This window comes from Streptoalloteichus hindustanus, assembly GCF_900129375.1.
Taxonomy (GTDB): Bacteria; Actinomycetota; Actinomycetes; order Mycobacteriales; family Pseudonocardiaceae; genus Streptoalloteichus; species Streptoalloteichus hindustanus.
In genome coordinates, this window is the sequence record NZ_FQVN01000004.1 from 611,467 (window position 1) to 628,017 (window position 16,551).

The following is a 16,551-nucleotide window of genomic DNA, read 5'->3' on the forward strand; positions in this document are numbered from 1 at the left end:
AGTCCTCTGTGGACACGCTCCGCCGTGCTCAGCCGGTCACGGCGACGAGCAGTTCGTCCCGGCCGCTGGCCCCGGTCTTGCGGAACAGGGCCCGCAGGTGGCCGTTCACCGTGTGCAGCGACAGATCGAGACCACGGGCGATCTGCTTCGGGGCGGAGCCGTCGCAGAGGAACGCCATGACCTGACGTTCGCGCGCGGTGATGCCGTACCAGTCGCAGAAGGACGGCAGGCGCTGCTCGACGGTCGCGGCCTGGATCACGACCGCGACGTCCCCCGTGGTGGCATCGCCCAACGGCTGCCCGTGGCAGGCGATCCAACGGCCGTAGCTCGCGGCGGGCCCCACCACCAAGGCGGGTTGCGCGCGCGGGTCCCGCGCGTGCTTGCGGGCCTGCGCCGACATGCCGGCGAAGAACACCTCGCCGGTGAACCCCGGCGCCCGCTGGTGGTCCTGGAGCTGGTCCCGCCACCGGTGCGCCTCCGGCGTGGCCGCCCGGATCAGGTGGTCGGGGCCGACCACGAGCACCCCCGGCGACAGCGTCGGCAGAGGCGACGTGAGCGGAGCCGAGGTGACGTAGCCCCGCAGCACCGCCATGAGCGTCGGCCCCAGACGCGCCGCCCGGGCCACGTCGTCGCCATCGAACGGCCTGCCGCCCTGCGCCCGCAACAGGCCGAGCGTCCCCCACACACCCACGTGGTCCCGCAACACCAGGCGCAACTCACCGCCCACGCCGTGGTGGGCGAACAGCCGCCGCGCCAACCGGTCCCGCTGTCCGTCACGCCCCCGGCCACCCACCACGCCCGCCGGCACCGGCCGCAGGACCAGGTCCTCCACCAGGCACGGGTCGTTGCCCAGGTAGCAGTTGCGCATCAACGCCCGGCCGAAATCCGGCTCGTAGCCGTGCCAGAAGCTGAACGACGCCGGCCCGAAACCGGCGGCCGGGCTGGTCCCCACCAGCCGCAGGGCGTCGTGCGCCACCACGGGGGCGACCGCCCGCGAGACCGCCTCGCCCAACTCCCCCGAACTCGCCCCCTGCCGGGCAGCCACCGTCAGGTCACGCAGCAACCGATCCGCCGACCGCACCACACGCTCCAGTCTGGTCGGCCCTCACCAGCCGCCACAACGCCCCTCCCCAACGCGCTTCCGCCGGGCGAAAAGAAGATTGTTTCGATCGGCACTGAAATCATCCTTCCAACGATTTCCGTTGACCGAGCGAAGAAGGACGTCAACGCGGTGAGCGGTCAGGGCTCCCGGCGGACAGCACGTCCTTGGCCACCAGGCGGGAGTCCACGAAGCACAGGCGGTACACGTCGACTTCCTCGAAGGGATTGCCGTTCGAGCGGTAGTACTCGCAGGCCGAACCCGTCGGGGCGGGGGCCGACCGCATGTCCTGGCGGACGTACCGGAACTGCTGGGCAGGCAGCACCGCCGCGAACTCCGCGCGCTCCTGCCCCACTCCCACGGCCTCGTAGTCGGCGGGCCGCAGCACGCAGGTGAGCATCTGGTAGGCGAAGAACACGGCGGAGACGGCCATGACCCCGCCGGTGACCACCGGGGCAGCGAACGCCAGCACGAACCTGAGCTGGACCCGACGGCGCGCGCGGGCGAGTTGGCGCGTGGATTCGGAAGGCAGGGCGCGGCCCCGGGCGTCCCCGGCCTTCTGGCTGGGGAACACCGGCTGGTTCGGCAGCGTGGCGACCAGCTCGAAGCCGCCCGCGTGCGCGCCGGCCCGCAGGGCTCCGCCGACCAGGTCGACCCGTTCCCGCAGCCCGACCAGGCCGTGGTTGCCGGGAACGAGGCCGGTCAGCGGCCCTTCGGCAGGCGCCGCGTTGACCACTCGGACGGTCGTCTCGCCGGGAGCGTCCGGTGAGTGGATGATCTCGACGGTCACCGGCGCCCCCGGCGCGTGCTTGGTGGCGTTGGTGAGTCCTTCCTGGACGATCCGGTAGACGGCGCGGTCGACCTGGGCAGCGAGTTCGGGCACCTCGCCGACGCGGCGCAACTCCACCTCGACGGCGGAGGCCCGGGCGCGGTCGACCAGCGCTTCCACCGTCTCGTCGGCGGGGACGCCGGAGTCCGGCTCCGCGCCGTCGCGCAGCACGCTGATCGTCTGCCGCAGGTGTTCGACGGCGTCGGAGGCGGCGGCGCGCAGCTCCCGCGCTTTCGCCCTGTCCTCGGGGGTGAGCGCCGGTGAGACCTGGAGCGCGCCGGCCCGCAGCGCGATCAGGCTCAGCGCGTGCCCCAGCGAGTCGTGCATGTCCGCCGCGATGCGGGTGCGCTCCCGGAGCCGGGCCTGCTCCTCGGCCTCGCGCTGCCGCGCCTCCAGGCTCTCCGCGCGCTCCCAACCACCCCGCACCAGCTCCCGCTGGGCGCGGCGGTACCGGCCGACCAACCACGGCAGAACCAACGCCACCGGCAGCACCGCGGTCATGAAGAACCACGCCAGGATGCTGACCCGGAGCAGCGCGCAGAGCACCAGGGCGAAGGCGACACAGGCGGCGATCGCGACGAGCGCCCGCCGGTGGTCGGCCGATCTCGCGCCCAGCAGGTAACTCATCGCGGCCAGCGCGAGAACGTACGGGGTGGCGGGGCTGACCGGGTGCGACAGGCCGAGCGCGGTCACCAGGGTCGCCAGTCCCAACGCGACGACCGGCGCGCGCCTGCTGACCGGCACCGCGACCGCCAGGACGGTCACCGGGAGCACGAGGTCGAGCCACAGCGAGGAGTCGTGGGCGTCCCGGTACCACAGCACGCCGACGGCGACGAACACCAGCCACAGGACCGCGTCCCGCACCCGGTGACGGCGGGATTCTCCCGGCGGGCCGGGCGCGTTCGCCGAAGGGTTCACCTTGGGGACAGTACAGAGTCCCGGCATGCCCACTCCCCGACTCCACCACTGGTGACCTGGCATTTCACTGCGGCGAACCCAACATGTGCCGCGCGGCCCCGCTTTCCGGGACTGTCCTGTGTGGAGCGACGGCGAGCACCCTTCGGACAGGCGGAGGGCGCCACACGCCGTGTGGGCGGCGCCCTCCGCCAACGCGACGTCGTCCCGGGATCAGGCGTCGCGCCGTCGCAGCACGGTCAAGCCGACGACGTGCGCCAGGACCGCCCAGCCCAGGACGACGCAGAAGCCGACCTCCGGCGGGTAGGGATCGGTGTGCCCCAACGCGAAGTGGTTGCCGGCGCTCTGCGGCAGAGCGTCGTTGACCGTGGTCAGGAACTCCCCACCGATGCCGACGAGCACGGTCGGCAGCGCGGCGAGCAGGAAGAAGACCGCGGCGAACGTGCTGGCCTCCGAGCGCAACGCCACCGCCGTGCCCACGGTGAGCACCGCGACCAACGCCAGGTACGCGCTCATCTTCAGCAGTTGGGACGCCACCTCGCCGAGCCCGAACGTCGCGTGCCCGCCGAAGGCCGGCCAGGCGATCGCCACCCCGAGGACGCCCAGCACGAGCCCGAGGACGAACGACACTCCCCCGGCGACCAGGGTCTTGGCGAGCAGCATGCGCGCCCGCACCGGCACCCACAGCAGCGTGGCGCGCACGCTGCCGTTGGCGTACTCGTTGGTCACCATCGTCATGGCGAGCGCGACGACGACGAACTGGACCAGGATCACCGCCGTGACCGGCGCGTTGGCCACCGGTTGGATCGGTTTGTGGTTGATGCGCGCGATCGCGGCGTAGTAGTAGGTGAAGACGCTCATCAGGCCGAGACCGGCGACGACGCAGCCCCAGGGGTTGCGCACCGACCACAGCTTGGTCCACTCCGACGCGACCGCGCCGGCCAGCCCGCCGCCGCGGGGCCTGCCCAGTGTCCTCTGTGGACTTGTGATCGTGCTCATCGGTCACACCTGCGCTTCCTGTCGCGGCGAGGGGTTCGCGCCGGCCGTGGAGCCGGGCACGGCGTACTCGACGCTCTCGGCGGTCAGTTCCATGTAGGCCTGCTCCAGCGAGGCCGACATGGTGCGGAGTTCGTGCAGGCGCACGGCGAGGGCATGCGCCACATCGCCCACGAACTCGACGGTCGTGCCGCGAACCACCAACTCGGTGTCGGAGACGACATCCACCCGCACCGCCGGGTCGGCGCTGTGGCTTTCGAGGCGGTGGCGCAACATCGCGATGCTTCCCGGTTCCGGCCCGCGCACCCGGACCGCCGTGGCCGCGCTGTTGGCGAGGAACTCGCTCATCGAGGTGTTGGCGAGCAGCGTGCCGCGGCCGATGATGACGAGCTGGTCCGCCGTCAGCTGCATCTCGCTCATGAGGTGGCTGGACAGGAAGACCGTCCGCCCCTCGTCGGCCAGGTTCCTGGTGAGCTCCCTGATCCACCGGACGCCGTCCGGGTCGAGCCCGTTGACCGGCTCGTCGAAGATCAGCACCCGGGGGTCGCCGAGCAGCGCGCCGGCCACGCCGAGGCGCTGGTACATGCCCAGCGAGAAGCCGCCGGCCCGCCTGCGCGCGACCTTGGCCAGGCCGACGGTCTCCAGCACCTCGTCGACCCGACGCGCCGGGATGCCGTTGCTGCGCGCCATCGCCAGGAGGTGGTCGCGCGCCGACCGCGCCGGGTGCAGCGCCTTCGCGTCCAGCAGCGCGCCGACCTCGCGCACCGGGTGCCGCAGCGCCGCGTAGGGCCGGCCGCCGATCAGCGCCTCGCCCCGCGACGGCCGGTCCAGGCCCAGGATCATCCGCATGGTCGTGGACTTGCCGGCGCCGTTCGGGCCGAGGAAACCGGTGACCCGACCCTCCCGGACGTCGAGTGTGAGGTTGTCGACGGCGACGGTGTCGCCGTAGCGCTTCGTCAGCCCCCGCAAGGTGATCATGTGACGCCTCTCGTCGGTCCCGCAGTGGTCGTCACGCTAGGGAGACCGGGGGTCCGCCCACATCGGTCGATCGCCAGGGACCACCCTGACCTTCGTCAGGTCGCCCGCACGACGGGTGGCGGGTCCCCGCGCGGCGCTGACCTAGGCTCGGGTCGCGAACCACAGTGGACGGAGGGGGACCGCGGTGATCCGGGTGCTGCTGGCCGACGACGAGGCCATGATCCGCGCGGGGGTGCGCGCCATCCTGGCCAGCGACCCCGGGATCGAGGTCGTGGCCGAGGCCGCCAACGGCAGGGAGGCGGTCGAGGGGGTCCACCAGCACCGCCCGGACGTCGCCCTGCTGGACATCCAGATGCCCGCGGTGGACGGTCTCACCACGGCGGCCGAGATCCACCGCACCCGGCCCGGGACCGGGGTGATCATGCTGACCACCTTCGGCGAGGACGAGTTCATCGCGCGCGCCCTGCACGAGGGCGCCGACGGCTTCCTGCTCAAGTCCGACGACCCCGACGACCTCAAGGCCGGGGTGCGGGCCGTGGCCGGCGGCGGGGCGTACCTCTCCCCCCGGGTGGCGGCGCGGGTGATCGCGGGCCTGCGGGCCGGGCGGATGGGCGCGGGCACTCCCAGCCGGCATCCCGTCGACCAGCTCACCGACCGGGAGCGCGAGGTGCTGGTGCTGCTCGGCTCCGGCATGTCCAACGGGCAGATCGCGCGGCGGCTGCACCTCGTGGAGGGGACCGTCAAGGCCCACGTCAGCACGATCCTGAGCCGGCTCGGCGTGCGCAACCGGGTCCAGGCGGCGATCGTCGCCCACGAGGCGGGACTGGTCGACGGCCTCGCCTGAACCAGCACGACGGGCCAGCACGACGGGCCAGCGCCGCTGACGCGCCCGCTCCCCTCTCCCCCTGTCTCCCCTGTCGGAGAGCGGGTTGTGCGCTTGTGCCTGTCGGGATGGCGGTCGATCTCTAGGCTGGCCTCATGCGACCGCCGAACGACGAGACCGGCACCTGGGAGAGCTCGTGGCTGGCCGCGATGATGGTGCTCAAGAGCGCTCAGCGGGTCTTCACCCCGGGCAACCGCCCGCCGGCTGAGCTCATCCCCCTGGTCGAGCCCGTCATCCGCCTCCGCGACGCGCTGCGGGCGTCACCGCCCGACCAGGAGGAAGCCCGCCGGCGCGCGGCGGACCTGGTGGCGGACCGGGACCTGATCACGTGGGCGTGCCAGCCGCACCACCCCAGCGAGATCCAGGAGTTCGGGGCGTCGTTGGGCTGGCTGGCGACGGCCCTGACCGCCTGAGCCCCGACCCGGGCGCGCGCCCACCTCCCGACTGGTCCACAGTGGACTGATCCGGGAGGTGGGCGCGGCCTCCGCGCCGAGGACGGACACGACGGAAACCGTCGGGATGCCGACGCGGAGGCATCCCAACGGCGTCCTTCCCGTCAGCGGCGGGAGCCTCAGCGGCGGGAGCCGACGTGGAGCAGCTTGTTCGGCGAGCCCTTCACGTCACTGATCTTGTTGGGGGTCGTGTCGGCGAGGATGGCGTCGGCCACCTGCGCCGGGGACTTGCCCGCGTTGCCGGACAGGCCCAGGTACAGGGCGGCGGCGCCGGCCACGTGCGGGCTGGCCATCGAGGTGCCGCCCATCGTCGCGGTGCCGCCACCGGGCTTGGCGGAGAGGACGTTGCTGCCCGGCGCGAACAGGTCGACGCACCGGCCGTAGTTGGACGCCACGTTCGGCGCCCGCCAGATCGACCGCTTGTCGGCGGAGTCGCTGGCCGCGACCGTGATCGCCTCCCGCACCCGCGCCGGCGAGACGTTGCAGGCGTCCCGGTTGTCGTTGCCCGCCGCGACCGCGACGGTGACCCCGGCGTTGATGACGGCGCGGGTGGCGCGGTCCATCGAGTCGCTGGCCGAGCCGGCCAGGCTCATGTTGACCACGGCCGGCTTCTGGGCGTTCCTCGCCACCCAGTTCAGGCCCGACACGATAGAACTGCCGCGGCTGTAGCCCGAGCAGTCCAGCACCCGCACGCCGACGACCTTGGCCTTCTTCGCGACACCGTAGGTCGACCCGGCGATCGTGCCGGCGACGTGCGTGCCGTGCCCGTTGCAGTCCTGGGCGACGGAGTCGTTGTCGATGAAGTCGTAGCCGTGCTTCGCGCGGCCGCGGAACTCCGAGTGGTTGACGTCCACGCCGGTGTCCACGACGTACACGGTGACGCCGGCGCCGGCGCTGCCGGGGTAGTTGTACTTCTTGTCCAGCGGCAGGTTCCGCTGGTCGATCCGGTCCAGACCCCAGACCGGGTTGTTCTGGACGTCAGTGGCCTTGACGATCTTGTCCTGCTCCACGAACTCGACCGAGGGCTCGGCCGCGATCCGCTTGGCCGCGGCCTCGTCGGCCTCCAGGGCGAAACCGCCCACCGCGTCGTAGACGTGCGACACCGTTCCGCCGTGCCGCGCCACGATCCGCTGGGCGCTCTGGGCGACCTGGTCGGCCCCGAGGACGGCGGAGTCCCGGAAGTGCACGATGTAGCTGCCCGCGACCGAGTCGGCCGCGTTCGCCTCGCGGATCTGCCCCTCGGCCGCGGCGGCGCTGGACGGGAAGGCCACCCCGAACGCGAGCGCGGCCAGCGCGGCCGTCACGCCCACGGCCGAGGCCCTCCGTGTTGAACTGCGCGAGGAATGCATGCAGCGAACTCCCTCATCTTTTTGCCCCGCCGGCGAAAGCGGTCCGCTCGGCGCGTGACCCGGGCAGTTGCAGGGGAAGGTCACGCCGGCAGACTGTCCTCGACAGGGCGATGCGGGACATCGGTATCCGAATTAACTAGGGATACGCAAAGAAACGAGGGGCCGGGGAAGCGCGATGCGCGGCGCGGCGATCACCTCGTGATCAGGGGCTGGCCGATCAACCCGACAACGGGCCCCACCGCGTCTGCGCCCACCACGACCTGTGTGTTCGCATTCCCTGTCACCGCGCCCAGACACAGTCGCACCACGGCCAGCGTCGGGCGGCGAACACGTCGAGGTGTTCCTTCTGCCGTTGATCTGCCGGCGCGGGAACAACAGCGCGCCGAACGGGGAGCCTCACGACGGAAACAACGGCCGGGAACGGAAACCGACAATACGCCCACGCGGCGTCGTCATCGCCACCCAGCCCGCCCGGGGGACGCGGGCGCCGATTTCGCCGGCGGAGTCGCCTGGCGGGAGAAAGCGCCCCGCCACTGTCCTTTGTGGACAGTGGCGGGACGGGGCGGGGCGGGGGAAGCGATCAGACGGTGGGCAGGCCCACGTAGTTCTCGGCCAGGGTGGTGGCCGCCGCCGTGGAGCTGACGGTGTAGTGGAGCTGGGAGAGCTGGAGGCGGTGCGCGAAGGAGTCCTGCCCCGGGTCGCGGTGCAGCATCGTGGTCATCAGGTAGGAGAAGTGCTCGGCGCGCCACACCCGGCGCAGCGCCTGCCGCGAGTAGGAGTCGAGCGCGGCCTCGTCGCCCTCGGAGAACCAGCGCAGCAGCAGCTCGGCGAGCAGCGCGACGTCGGCGACGGCCAGGTTGAGGCCCTTGGCCCCGGTGGGCGGGACGATGTGGGCGGCGTCCCCGGCCAGGAACAGCCGGCCGTGGCGCAGCGGCTCGGCGACGAAGCTGCGCATCGGGGTGATGCCCTTGTCGGTGATCGGGCCGGTGGCCAACTCCCAGTCGCCGTCGACGGCGAAGCGGGTGGCCAGCTCGTCCCAGATCCGGGCGTCGGACCAGGCGTCGACGTCCTCGTCCGGGGCGACCTGCAGGTACAGCCGGCTGACCTCCGGGGAGCGCATGCTGTGCAGCGCGAACCCGCGCTCGTGGTGGGCGTAGATCAGCTCCTCGCAGGAGGGCGGCACGCTGGCGAGGATGCCCAGCCAGGCGAACGGGTAGACGCGCTCGAAGACCTGGAGCGCGTGGGCGGGCAGCGACCGCCGGCCGATGCCGTGGAAGCCGTCGCAGGCGACCACCACGTCGCACTCCAGGACGTGCTCGTCGCCCTCGTGCCGGTACCGGACGCGCGGGCTGGTGGTGTCGAAGTCCTCCACGGCCACCGCCTCGGCCTCGAACAGCAGCGGGGCGCCGGACTCCAGGCGCAGCGCGATGAGGTCCTTCACGACCTCGGTCTGGGCGTAGACCATCACCCCTCTGCCGCCGGTGAGCGAGGGGAAGTCGATCCGGTGGGCCTGCCGGTCGAACCGCAGCTCGATGCCGTCGTGCCGCAGCCCCTCCCGGTCCATCCGGTCACCGGCGCCGCAGGCACGCAGGATGTCGATCGTCCCCTGCTCCAGGATGCCGGCCCGCTGTCGACGTTCGACGTAGTCGCGCGTGCGCGCCTCCAGCACGACGGTGTCGATGCCCGCGCGGTGCAGCAGGTGGCCGAGGAGGAGACCGGCGGGGCCGGCGCCGATGACGCCGACGCGGGTCCGGTGGGGACGCGTCATGCTGTTACTCCTTTGTGGACAGTGACGGTTCGGTCGGCCGACGCGGCGTCGAGCTCGGCGAGGACGCGCTGGGCGACGGCGAACGCGGAGTTGGCCGCCGGCACCCCGCAGTAGACGGCGGTCTGCAGCAGCACTTCCTTGATCTCGTCACGGGTGAGCCCGTTGGTCAGCGCGGCCCGCACGTGCATGGCCAGCTCCTCGTGGTGGCCGTGGGCGACCATCGCGGTGAGGGTGACGCAGCTGCGGGCCCGCCGGTCCAGTCCGGGCCGGGTCCAGATCTCGCCCCAGGCGTAGCGGGTGATGAGGTCCTGGAAGTCGGCGGTGAAGGGGGTGGTGCGGGCGACGGCGGCGTCCACGTGGGCGTCGCCGAGGACCGCGCGCCGCACCCGCATCCCGGCGGCGTGCCGGTCCGCGTCGGTGGTCGCGTCGGTGTTGGTGGCGTCCGCGTCGGTGGTGCCGGTGTCGCTGGAGTCGGTGTCGCTGGAGTCGGTGGTGTCCAGGTGCGCGAGCAGGGCCGAGGTGAGGGCGGCGGGGCGTTCGACCCCGGCGAGGTGCGCCGCTCCGGCGAGCTCGGTCAGGGTGGCGGTGGGGATGCCGTCGGCCAGCTCTCGGGCGTGCGCGGACGGGGTGGCCGCGTCGCGGCGGCCGCCGACGACGAGGGTCGGACAGCCGATCCGGCCCAGCTCCGCCCGCAGGTCGAACCCGGCCAGCGCGTCGCAGCAGGCGGCGTAGCCGGCCGGGTCGACGGCGGCCAGGTCGGCCAGCAGCGCGGCTCCCCGCGGCGCGCGGGCCGTGGCGGGGTCGGCGAACCAGCGGGCGGGCGCGGAGGCCACCAGCGACTCGACGCCCTCACCACGCACCAACGCCGCCCGCTCGTGCCACGCGGTGGGCTCGCCGAACCAGGCGGAGGAGCAGACCAGCGCCAGCGAGGCGACCCGCTCGGAGTGGTACGCGGCGAGGTGGGCGCCGATCCCGCCGCCGAGGGAGATCCCGACGTAGTGGAACCGCTCCCAGCCGTGGTGGTCGGCGAGGTCGAGGACGAGCCGCGCCAGGTCCGCGACGGTCGTGCGCCCGGGTTCGGGGCGGGGCAGCACGGCGGTCGGCGAGGAGCCGTGGCCCGGCAGGTCGTAGCGCAGCACGCGGTGGTGTCGGGCGAGCGCGGCGACCTGCGGTTCCCACACGGCCAGGGAGGTCCCCAGCGACGGGCCGAGGATCAGGGGCGGGGCGTCCTCCCGGCCGTCGAGGCGGTGGTGGAGCAGTGCGGTCACGAGTTCTCCCGGCGTGCGGTGGACTGCGGCTCCTCGGCGAGGGCCCGATCGACCAGAGCGCCGTCGAGCAGGGCGCGGTCGACCAGGGCACGGGCCGAGCCGAGGTAGGCGGTGGGGTCGGTGAGGTCGGCGAGCCGCCCCGGGGGCAGCGCGGCCAGCTCCGGCTCGTCCGCCAACGCCTCGGCCAGGCCGATGCCCTCGCTGGCCGCCCGGCGCGAGGCGTCGGTGACCAGCTTCTTGGCCCTGGCGGCGCCGACGAGGGGGGCCAGCGCGAGGCGCACCCGCTCGGAGACGATCAACCCCTGGGTGAGGTCGAGGTGGGCGCGCATGGGTTCGGCGCGCACCACCAGCCCCGCGACCAGCTCGGCGGCGTCGCGGGCGGCCCCGCCGGTGAGCCGCAACGCCTCCCGCAGCGTCTGCCACTCGGCGTGCCAGGCCCCGGCGGGCCGCTCGTCCTCGGCGGCGAGCGCGCCGAGCAGCACGGCGGCCAGGGCGGGGACCTGCCGGGCGGTCGCGGCGATCAGCGTGGCGCGCACCGGGTTGCTCTTGTGCGGCATCGCCGAGGACCCGCCGCCACCGCCCTCGGCGACCTCGCCGAGTTCGGTGCGGGAGAGCACCAGCACGTCGGCGGCGATCTTGCCGAGCGCGCCGGCGGTCAGGGCGAGCGCCGCGCCGAGGTCGGCGACCGGCGTGCGCAGGGTGTGCCAGGGCAGGGCGGGTTCGGCGAGCCCGGTCTCCTCGGCGTAGGCGGCCAGCAGCCGCAGCCCGAGGTCGTCGCCGTGCCCCTCCCCCAGCACGTGGAACGCGGCGAGGGTGCCGCCGGCCCCGCCGAGCTGCGCGGGCAGCGCGTCCCGGGTGGCGGCGAGCCGGCGGCGGGCGTCCAGGACCAGCGACCGCCACCCGACGGCCTTGAGGCCGAAGGTGGTGGGCACGGCGTGCTGGGTGAGGGTGCGGCCGGGCAGGACGGTGTCCCGGTGGGCGGCGGCGAGCCCGGCGAGGTCCGCGGCGACGCGGTCCAGGTCCGCCACGACCACCCCGAGGGCGCGGCGCGCCACGAGCATCGCCGCGGTGTCCAGGATGTCCTGGCTGGTCGCGCCCAGGTGGACGGAGCCGGCGGCGTCGGGGTCGCGCCACTTCACCGCCGCGGTGAGGTCCGCGACCAGCGGGATGACCGGGTTGCCGCCGGCGCGGGCGCGCACGGCCAGCGCCCGCAGGTCGTAGATCTCGGCCCGGGCGGCGGACTGGACGGCGGTCACGGCCGAGTCGGGGACGAGCCCCAGCCGGGCCTGCGCCCGGGTCAGCGCCAGCTCGGCGTCCAGCATCGCCTGGAGGAAGGCGACGTCGCCGGTCTCGGCCTCGACCGCCGACCCGGCCCGCATGGGCGAGAGCAGGCCGAGGTCCGCACCCGGCGGCAGGTCGCCGGGGTGGCCCGCCGCGTCCTCCCGCGAAGGCACGTCAGGCGCAGGCCCGTCACGCGAAGGCTCGTCAGGCGAAGGCTCGTCAGGCGAAGGCTCGTCAGGCGAAGGCTCGTCAGGCGAAGGCTCGTCAGGCGAAGGCTCGTCAGGCGAAGGCAAGGAAGACCGTCTCCTCGTGCCCTCCGTCCCCGCCCTGGAGACGGATGTCGAACCGGTACGTGCGGTCATGGTCCCGCTCGGCGAGCAGGGTCGCGCGGCGCTCGGGCGGCAGGGCGCCCAGCACCGGGTCGGCGGCCAGCGCGTCGGCGTGCTCGGGCAGGTAGATCCGGGTGAACAGGTGGTGCAGCAGGCCGCGGGCGAACACGCACACCGACAGGTAGGGCGCGGCGCCGGGCCGGTGCGGGCCGGGCGGGAGGGTGCGCACCACCCAGCCGCCGTCGGCGTCGGTGGCGACCCGGCCGAAGCCGGTGAAGTCCACGCCGTCGCGGCCGAGGAAGCCCCCGGTGACGGGGTCCCTGCGCATCGAGCCGGGCCGGCCGGTCAGGTCGCCGTCCGGTCCGGCCTGCCAGATCTCCAGCAGCGCGTCCGGGATCGGCTGGCCGGCGCCGTCCAGGACCACGCCCCGGACGGTGATCGTGTCGGGGTGGCCGGCGGGGGCGATCTCCCCGCCGGTCGGGAAGGGCAGCGCGTAGCCGTAGAACGGGCCGACCGTCTGCGACGGGGTGGGCGGCAGCGGGCTCACAGGCGTCCTTCCTCCATCCAGGTGGCGGCGGGGCCGTCCAGGACGATGTCCCAGCGGTAGCCCAGGGACCACTCGGGCACCGACAGGTCGTGGTCGTAGCTGGCGACCAGCCGCTGCCGGGCGGCGTCGTCGGTCACCGACTGCAGGATCGGGTCGTACGGGAAGAGCGGGTCGCCGGGGAAGTACATCTGGGTGACCAGGCGCTGCGTGAAGGCCGTGCCGAACAGCGAGAAGTGGATGTGCGCCGGCCGCCAGGCGTTGCGGTGGTTGCGCCACGGGTAGGGGCCCGGCTTGATCGTGGTGAACCGGTAGCGGCCCTCGTCGTCGGTGAGGCAGCGGCCGACGCCGGTGAAGTTGGGGTCCAGCGGGGCGGGGTGGTCGTCGCGCTGGTGCGCGTAGCGGCCGGCGGCGTTGGCCTGCCAGACCTCGACGAGCTGCCCGCGCACCGGGCGGCCGTCGCGGTCCAGGACGCGCCCGGTGACCGTGAGGCGCTCCCCCAGCGGCTCGCCGGTGTGCTGCCGGGTCAGGTCGGAGTCCAGGGCGGTCACGTCGGTGACGCCGAAGACCGGGCCGCTGAGCTCCACGTCCTCCGGGTCGCCCACCGACACCAGGGGCTGCTTGGGGTGGCGCAGCGCGCTGCTGCGGTAGGGCGGGTAGTCCCGGTCGGGGTGCTGCCGCGCGGGCGCGCCGGCCGCACGACTGTCCACATAGGACTGGTACTGCGCGGCGATCTCCCGGTCGATCTCCGCCTGGCTGGCCAGGGCCGGGGAGGACCCCGGCGGTGGGGACGGGGGCGTGCTCATCGGACGGCTCCTCGACGAAAACGGGCGGGGGTCAGCGTTCGAGCACCAGCGCGAGGCCCTGGCCCACGCCGATGCACAACGTGGCCAGGCCGGTGCCGGACCCGGCCTGCGCGAGCTGGTGGGCGACCGCGCCGGCGAGGCGGGCGCCGGAGGCGCCCAGCGGGTGGCCCAGCGCCACCGCCCCGCCGCGCGGGTTGACGATGCCGGGGTCGAGTTCGGGCAGCGCGGTCAGGCAGCCCAGCGCCTGGGCGGCGAACGCCTCGTTGAGCTCGACCACGGCGAGGTCGTCGAACGAACGGCCGGCCCTGGCCAGGGCGCGACGGCTGGCCTCGACCGGGCCGAGGCCGAAGTGCTGCGGCTCGATGCCGGTGACCGCGCTGGTGACCACACGGGCCAGCGGCTCGCGGCCCAGGGCGCGCACGCCCTCCTCGTCGGCGAGCAGCAGGGCGGCGGCGCCGTCGTTGAGCGGGGAGGAGTTGCCCGCGGTGACGGTGCCGTCGGCGCGGAACACCGTCCTGAGCCTGGCCAGGGCCTCCAACGAGGTGTCGTCGCGGATGCACTCGTCGCGGCTGGCCTCGACGCCGTCGACGGGGACCACCTCGGCGTCGTACTGGCCCTCGCGCCAGGCCACGGCCGCGCGGCGGTGGCTGTGCAACGCGAACTCGTCCTGGGCCTCACGCGTGATGCCGTACTTGTCGGCGATGAGCTCGGCGCCCTCGCCGAGGGCGACGGTCCACTCGGCCGGCATGCGCGGGTTGACCAGCCGCCAGCCCAGGGTCGTGGACACCAGCCGCTGGTCGCCGGCAGGGAACGCCCGCTCGGGCTTGGGCAGCACCCAGGGGGCGCGGGTCATCGACTCCACGCCGCCGGCGACCACGATCGAGGCGTCGCCCAGCGCGACGGCGCGGGCGGCCTGGATGACGGCCTCCATGCCGGAGCCGCACAGCCGGTTGACGGTCACGCCGGGCACGGTGGCGGGCAGTCCGGCCAGCAGCACGGCCATGCGCGCCACGTTCCGGTTCTCCTCGCCGGCGCCGTTGGCGTTGCCGAAGACGACGTCGCCGATCCGCGCGGGGTCCAGGTCGGGCGAGCGGTCGAGCAGCGCGCGCAGCACCCCGGCGGCGAGGTCGTCGGGGCGCACCGAGGCGAGCATGCCGTTGTAGCGGCCGATGGGCGTGCGGACGGCGTCGACGACGTAGACGTCGCGTGGGCGCTCGATCATCAGTGCTCCCTGCTCTCGTGGGCCGTGGCGGACGCGGCGACACCAGCGACACCGGCGGCGTTGACGACACCGGCGACACCGGCGGCAGCGGCGTTGAGCTCGGGCGCGAGCCGCACCGGGGCGGCGGTGCGGGCCAGGACCTCCTCGGCGCTGACCCCCTCGGCGGTCTCCACGAGGACGAGCCCGTCGGCGGTGACGTCCAGGACGCCGAGGTTGGTGATGATCCGGTGGACGCAGCGCCGGCCGGTCAGCGGCAGCGCGCACTCCTCGACGATCTTCGGCGTGCCGTCCTTGGCGGTGTGCTCCATGACCACGATCAGCCGGCGGACGCCGTGGACCAGGTCCATCGCGCCGCCCATGCCCTTGACCAGCTTGCCGGGCACCATCCAGTTCGCCAGGTCGCCGGCGGCCGAGACCTGCATCGCGCCCAGGATCGCGGTGTCGACGTGGCCGCCGCGGATCATGCCGAACGACAGGGCGGAGTCGAAGAAGGCCGCGCCGGGCAGCACGGTGACCGTCTCCTTGCCCGCGTTGATCAGGTCGGGGTCGACCTCGTGCTCGTGCGGGTAGGGGCCCACGCCCAGGATGCCGTTCTCCGACTGCAACACGACGTGCACGCCGGCGGGCAGGTGGTTGGACACCAGGGTCGGCAGCCCGATGCCGAGGTTGACGTAGGAGCCGTCGGTGAGCTCGGCGGCCGCGCGCGCGGCGATCTGTTCCCGGTTCCAGGCCATCAGCCGCGCACCGTCCTCTTCTCGACCTGCTTGTCGGCCGCCTGCTCGGGGGTCAGCGGCAGCACGCGCTGGACGAACACCCCGGGCAGGTGGATCTCGTCGGGGCCCAGCTCCCCCGGCTCGACCAGTTCCTCGACCTCGGCCACCGCGATCCGGCCGGCCATCGCGGCCAGCGGGTTGAAGTTCCGCGCGGACCGGTTGAACACGAGGTTGCCGTGCCGGTCGCCGCGCGCGGCCCTGACCAGCGCGAAGTCGGTGGTGATGCCGCGTTCCATGACGTAGTCGGTCCCGTCGAACGCGCGGACCTCCTTGGCCGGGGAGGCCACGGCGACGGACCCGTCGGCGGCGTAGCGCCAGGGCAGGCCGCCCTCGGCCACCGCCGTGCCGACCCCGGCCGGGGTGAAGAAGGCCGGAATGCCGCAGCCGCCGGCCCGCAGCCGCTCGGCGAGCGTGCCCTGCGGCACCAGCTCGACCTCCAGCTCACCGCCGAGGTACTGCCGGGCGAACTCCTTGTTCTCCCCGATGTAGGAGGCGGTGACCCTGGCGATGCGGCCGGCCGCCAGCAGGACGCCGAGGCCCGCGCCGTCGACGCCGCAGTTGTTGGACACCACGCTGATCCGCCGCACCCCGGTCTCGTACAGGGCGCGCACCAGCACGGTGGGCACCCCGCTGAGCCCGAAGCCCCCGACGGCGAAGGACGCGCCGTCCCACACGTCGGCGACCGCCTCGGCCGCGGTGGCCACCACCTTGTCCATCCGCACGCGCTCCGATCAGTCCGGGGTGGACGGCGCCACCGGGTGTTCGCCCAGTGAACTTTCGTTCACAATTGGCCCCGCCGAGTCTGGTCCCCCGGCCGATCGCTGTCAACGGTCCCGTTCGCACCCCCGCGTTCCAGCAGGTCGCGCTCGTCCGCCCCGGCACCGGTCAGTCTTGGTCGTGCCGGGACGCCCACCCACCCGCCACCAGCCCCCACCACCTCGTTATGGGCCGTGCGGGCGCACTCCGGGCACGCCCGGACGGACCTGGTGAAGGCGGCAGGCACACCGCGTGCGGGGATGCGAAACGCAGAGATGCCTGTTCGAGCGCCAGTTCAGCGCG

The 16,551-nt window shown here is 73.7% G+C and carries 15 protein-coding genes; 2 read left to right on the forward strand and 13 right to left on the reverse strand.

The window, feature by feature from the left end; translation table 11 throughout:
* Positions 1 to 28: 28 nt before the first annotated feature.
* From BUE43_RS15665 to BUE43_RS15680, 4 genes are all read right to left on the reverse strand, one after another.
* Positions 29 to 1,081, reverse strand: coding sequence for a helix-turn-helix transcriptional regulator (locus BUE43_RS15665; RefSeq protein WP_234995745.1), 1,053 nt, complete (start codon positions 1,079 to 1,081; stop codon positions 29 to 31).
* 142 nt (positions 1,082 to 1,223) lie between these two features.
* Positions 1,224 to 2,846, reverse strand: coding sequence for a sensor histidine kinase (locus BUE43_RS15670; protein ID WP_200797527.1), 1,623 nt, complete (start codon positions 2,844 to 2,846; stop codon positions 1,224 to 1,226).
* Between the two features lie 210 nt (positions 2,847 to 3,056).
* Positions 3,057 to 3,842: an ABC transporter permease gene (locus BUE43_RS15675; protein ID WP_073483678.1), complete on the reverse strand. Its 786-nt coding sequence runs from the start codon at positions 3,840 to 3,842 to the stop codon at positions 3,057 to 3,059.
* Positions 3,843 to 3,845: 3 nt separating this feature from the next.
* A complete protein-coding gene (locus BUE43_RS15680) occupies positions 3,846 to 4,817 on the reverse strand; it encodes an ABC transporter ATP-binding protein (RefSeq protein ID WP_073483680.1) in 972 nt (323 codons plus the stop codon).
* 184 nt (positions 4,818 to 5,001) lie between these two features.
* Here BUE43_RS15680 and BUE43_RS15685 point away from each other — a divergent pair, with 184 nt between their 5' ends.
* Both BUE43_RS15685 and BUE43_RS15690 read left to right on the forward strand, forming a co-directional pair.
* On the forward strand, positions 5,002 to 5,661 hold the full coding sequence (locus tag BUE43_RS15685) for a response regulator (RefSeq protein ID WP_073483682.1): 660 nt from the start codon (positions 5,002 to 5,004) through the stop codon (positions 5,659 to 5,661).
* A gap of 134 nt (positions 5,662 to 5,795) precedes the next feature.
* A complete protein-coding gene (locus BUE43_RS15690) occupies positions 5,796 to 6,113 on the forward strand; it encodes a hypothetical protein (protein WP_073483684.1) in 318 nt (105 codons plus the stop codon).
* Between the two features lie 158 nt (positions 6,114 to 6,271).
* Here BUE43_RS15690 and BUE43_RS15695 read toward each other — a convergent pair whose 3' ends face one another.
* From BUE43_RS15695 to BUE43_RS15735, 9 genes are all read right to left on the reverse strand, one after another.
* Positions 6,272 to 7,462 (reverse strand): S8 family peptidase, encoded by a 1,191-nt coding sequence (locus BUE43_RS15695; RefSeq protein WP_234995746.1) that lies wholly within the window; start codon positions 7,460 to 7,462, stop codon positions 6,272 to 6,274.
* Positions 7,463 to 8,081: 619 nt separating this feature from the next.
* Positions 8,082 to 9,269, reverse strand: a complete 1,188-nt coding sequence (locus tag BUE43_RS15700) for a 4-hydroxybenzoate 3-monooxygenase (protein ID WP_073483688.1) — start codon at positions 9,267 to 9,269, stop codon at positions 8,082 to 8,084.
* On the reverse strand, positions 9,266 to 10,537 hold the full coding sequence (gene pcaDC / locus BUE43_RS36100) for a bifunctional 3-oxoadipate enol-lactonase/4-carboxymuconolactone decarboxylase PcaDC (RefSeq protein WP_073483690.1): 1,272 nt from the start codon (positions 10,535 to 10,537) through the stop codon (positions 9,266 to 9,268). The genes BUE43_RS15700 and pcaDC overlap by 4 nt, the downstream gene beginning before the upstream one ends.
* On the reverse strand, positions 10,534 to 11,952 hold the full coding sequence (gene pcaB / locus BUE43_RS15710; RefSeq protein WP_407697125.1) for a 3-carboxy-cis,cis-muconate cycloisomerase: 1,419 nt from the start codon (positions 11,950 to 11,952) through the stop codon (positions 10,534 to 10,536). The genes pcaDC and pcaB overlap by 4 nt, the downstream gene beginning before the upstream one ends.
* 145 nt (positions 11,953 to 12,097) lie before the next feature.
* Positions 12,098 to 12,694 (reverse strand): protocatechuate 3,4-dioxygenase subunit alpha, encoded by a 597-nt coding sequence (gene pcaG, locus BUE43_RS15715; protein WP_073483692.1) that lies wholly within the window; start codon positions 12,692 to 12,694, stop codon positions 12,098 to 12,100.
* Positions 12,691 to 13,497, reverse strand: a complete 807-nt coding sequence (pcaH, locus tag BUE43_RS15720) for a protocatechuate 3,4-dioxygenase subunit beta (protein ID WP_073483694.1) — start codon at positions 13,495 to 13,497, stop codon at positions 12,691 to 12,693. Before pcaH ends, pcaG begins: the two co-directional genes overlap by 4 nt.
* Before the next feature lie 31 nt (positions 13,498 to 13,528).
* Positions 13,529 to 14,719, reverse strand: a complete 1,191-nt coding sequence (locus tag BUE43_RS15725; protein WP_073483696.1) for a thiolase family protein — start codon at positions 14,717 to 14,719, stop codon at positions 13,529 to 13,531.
* Entirely contained in the window at positions 14,719 to 15,453 is a 735-nt protein-coding gene (locus BUE43_RS15730; RefSeq protein ID WP_083959715.1) for a CoA transferase subunit B, read from the reverse strand. Before BUE43_RS15730 ends, BUE43_RS15725 begins: the two co-directional genes overlap by 1 nt.
* Positions 15,453 to 16,208, reverse strand: a complete 756-nt coding sequence (locus BUE43_RS15735) for a CoA transferase subunit A (RefSeq protein WP_073483698.1) — start codon at positions 16,206 to 16,208, stop codon at positions 15,453 to 15,455. Before BUE43_RS15735 ends, BUE43_RS15730 begins: the two co-directional genes overlap by 1 nt.
* Between the last annotated feature and the right edge of the window lie 343 nt (positions 16,209 to 16,551).

Coding starts and splice junctions, on each gene's coding strand:
- BUE43_RS15675 (WP_073483678.1), bottom strand. CDS start 3,842: ATGAGCACGATCACAAGTCCACAGAGGACACTGGGCAGGCCCCGCGGC.
- BUE43_RS15680 (WP_073483680.1), bottom strand. CDS start 4,817: ATGATCACCTTGCGGGGGCTGACGAAGCGCTACGGCGACACCGTCGCC.
- BUE43_RS15690 (WP_073483684.1), top strand. CDS start 5,796: ATGCGACCGCCGAACGACGAGACCGGCACCTGGGAGAGCTCGTGGCTG.
- BUE43_RS15700 (WP_073483688.1), bottom strand. CDS start 9,269: ATGACGCGTCCCCACCGGACCCGCGTCGGCGTCATCGGCGCCGGCCCC.
- pcaH (WP_073483694.1), bottom strand. CDS start 13,497: ATGAGCACGCCCCCGTCCCCACCGCCGGGGTCCTCCCCGGCCCTGGCC.
- BUE43_RS15725 (WP_073483696.1), bottom strand. CDS start 14,719: ATGATCGAGCGCCCACGCGACGTCTACGTCGTCGACGCCGTCCGCACG.
- BUE43_RS15730 (WP_083959715.1), bottom strand. CDS start 15,453: ATGGCCTGGAACCGGGAACAGATCGCCGCGCGCGCGGCCGCCGAGCTC.
- BUE43_RS15735 (WP_073483698.1), bottom strand. CDS start 16,208: ATGGACAAGGTGGTGGCCACCGCGGCCGAGGCGGTCGCCGACGTGTGG.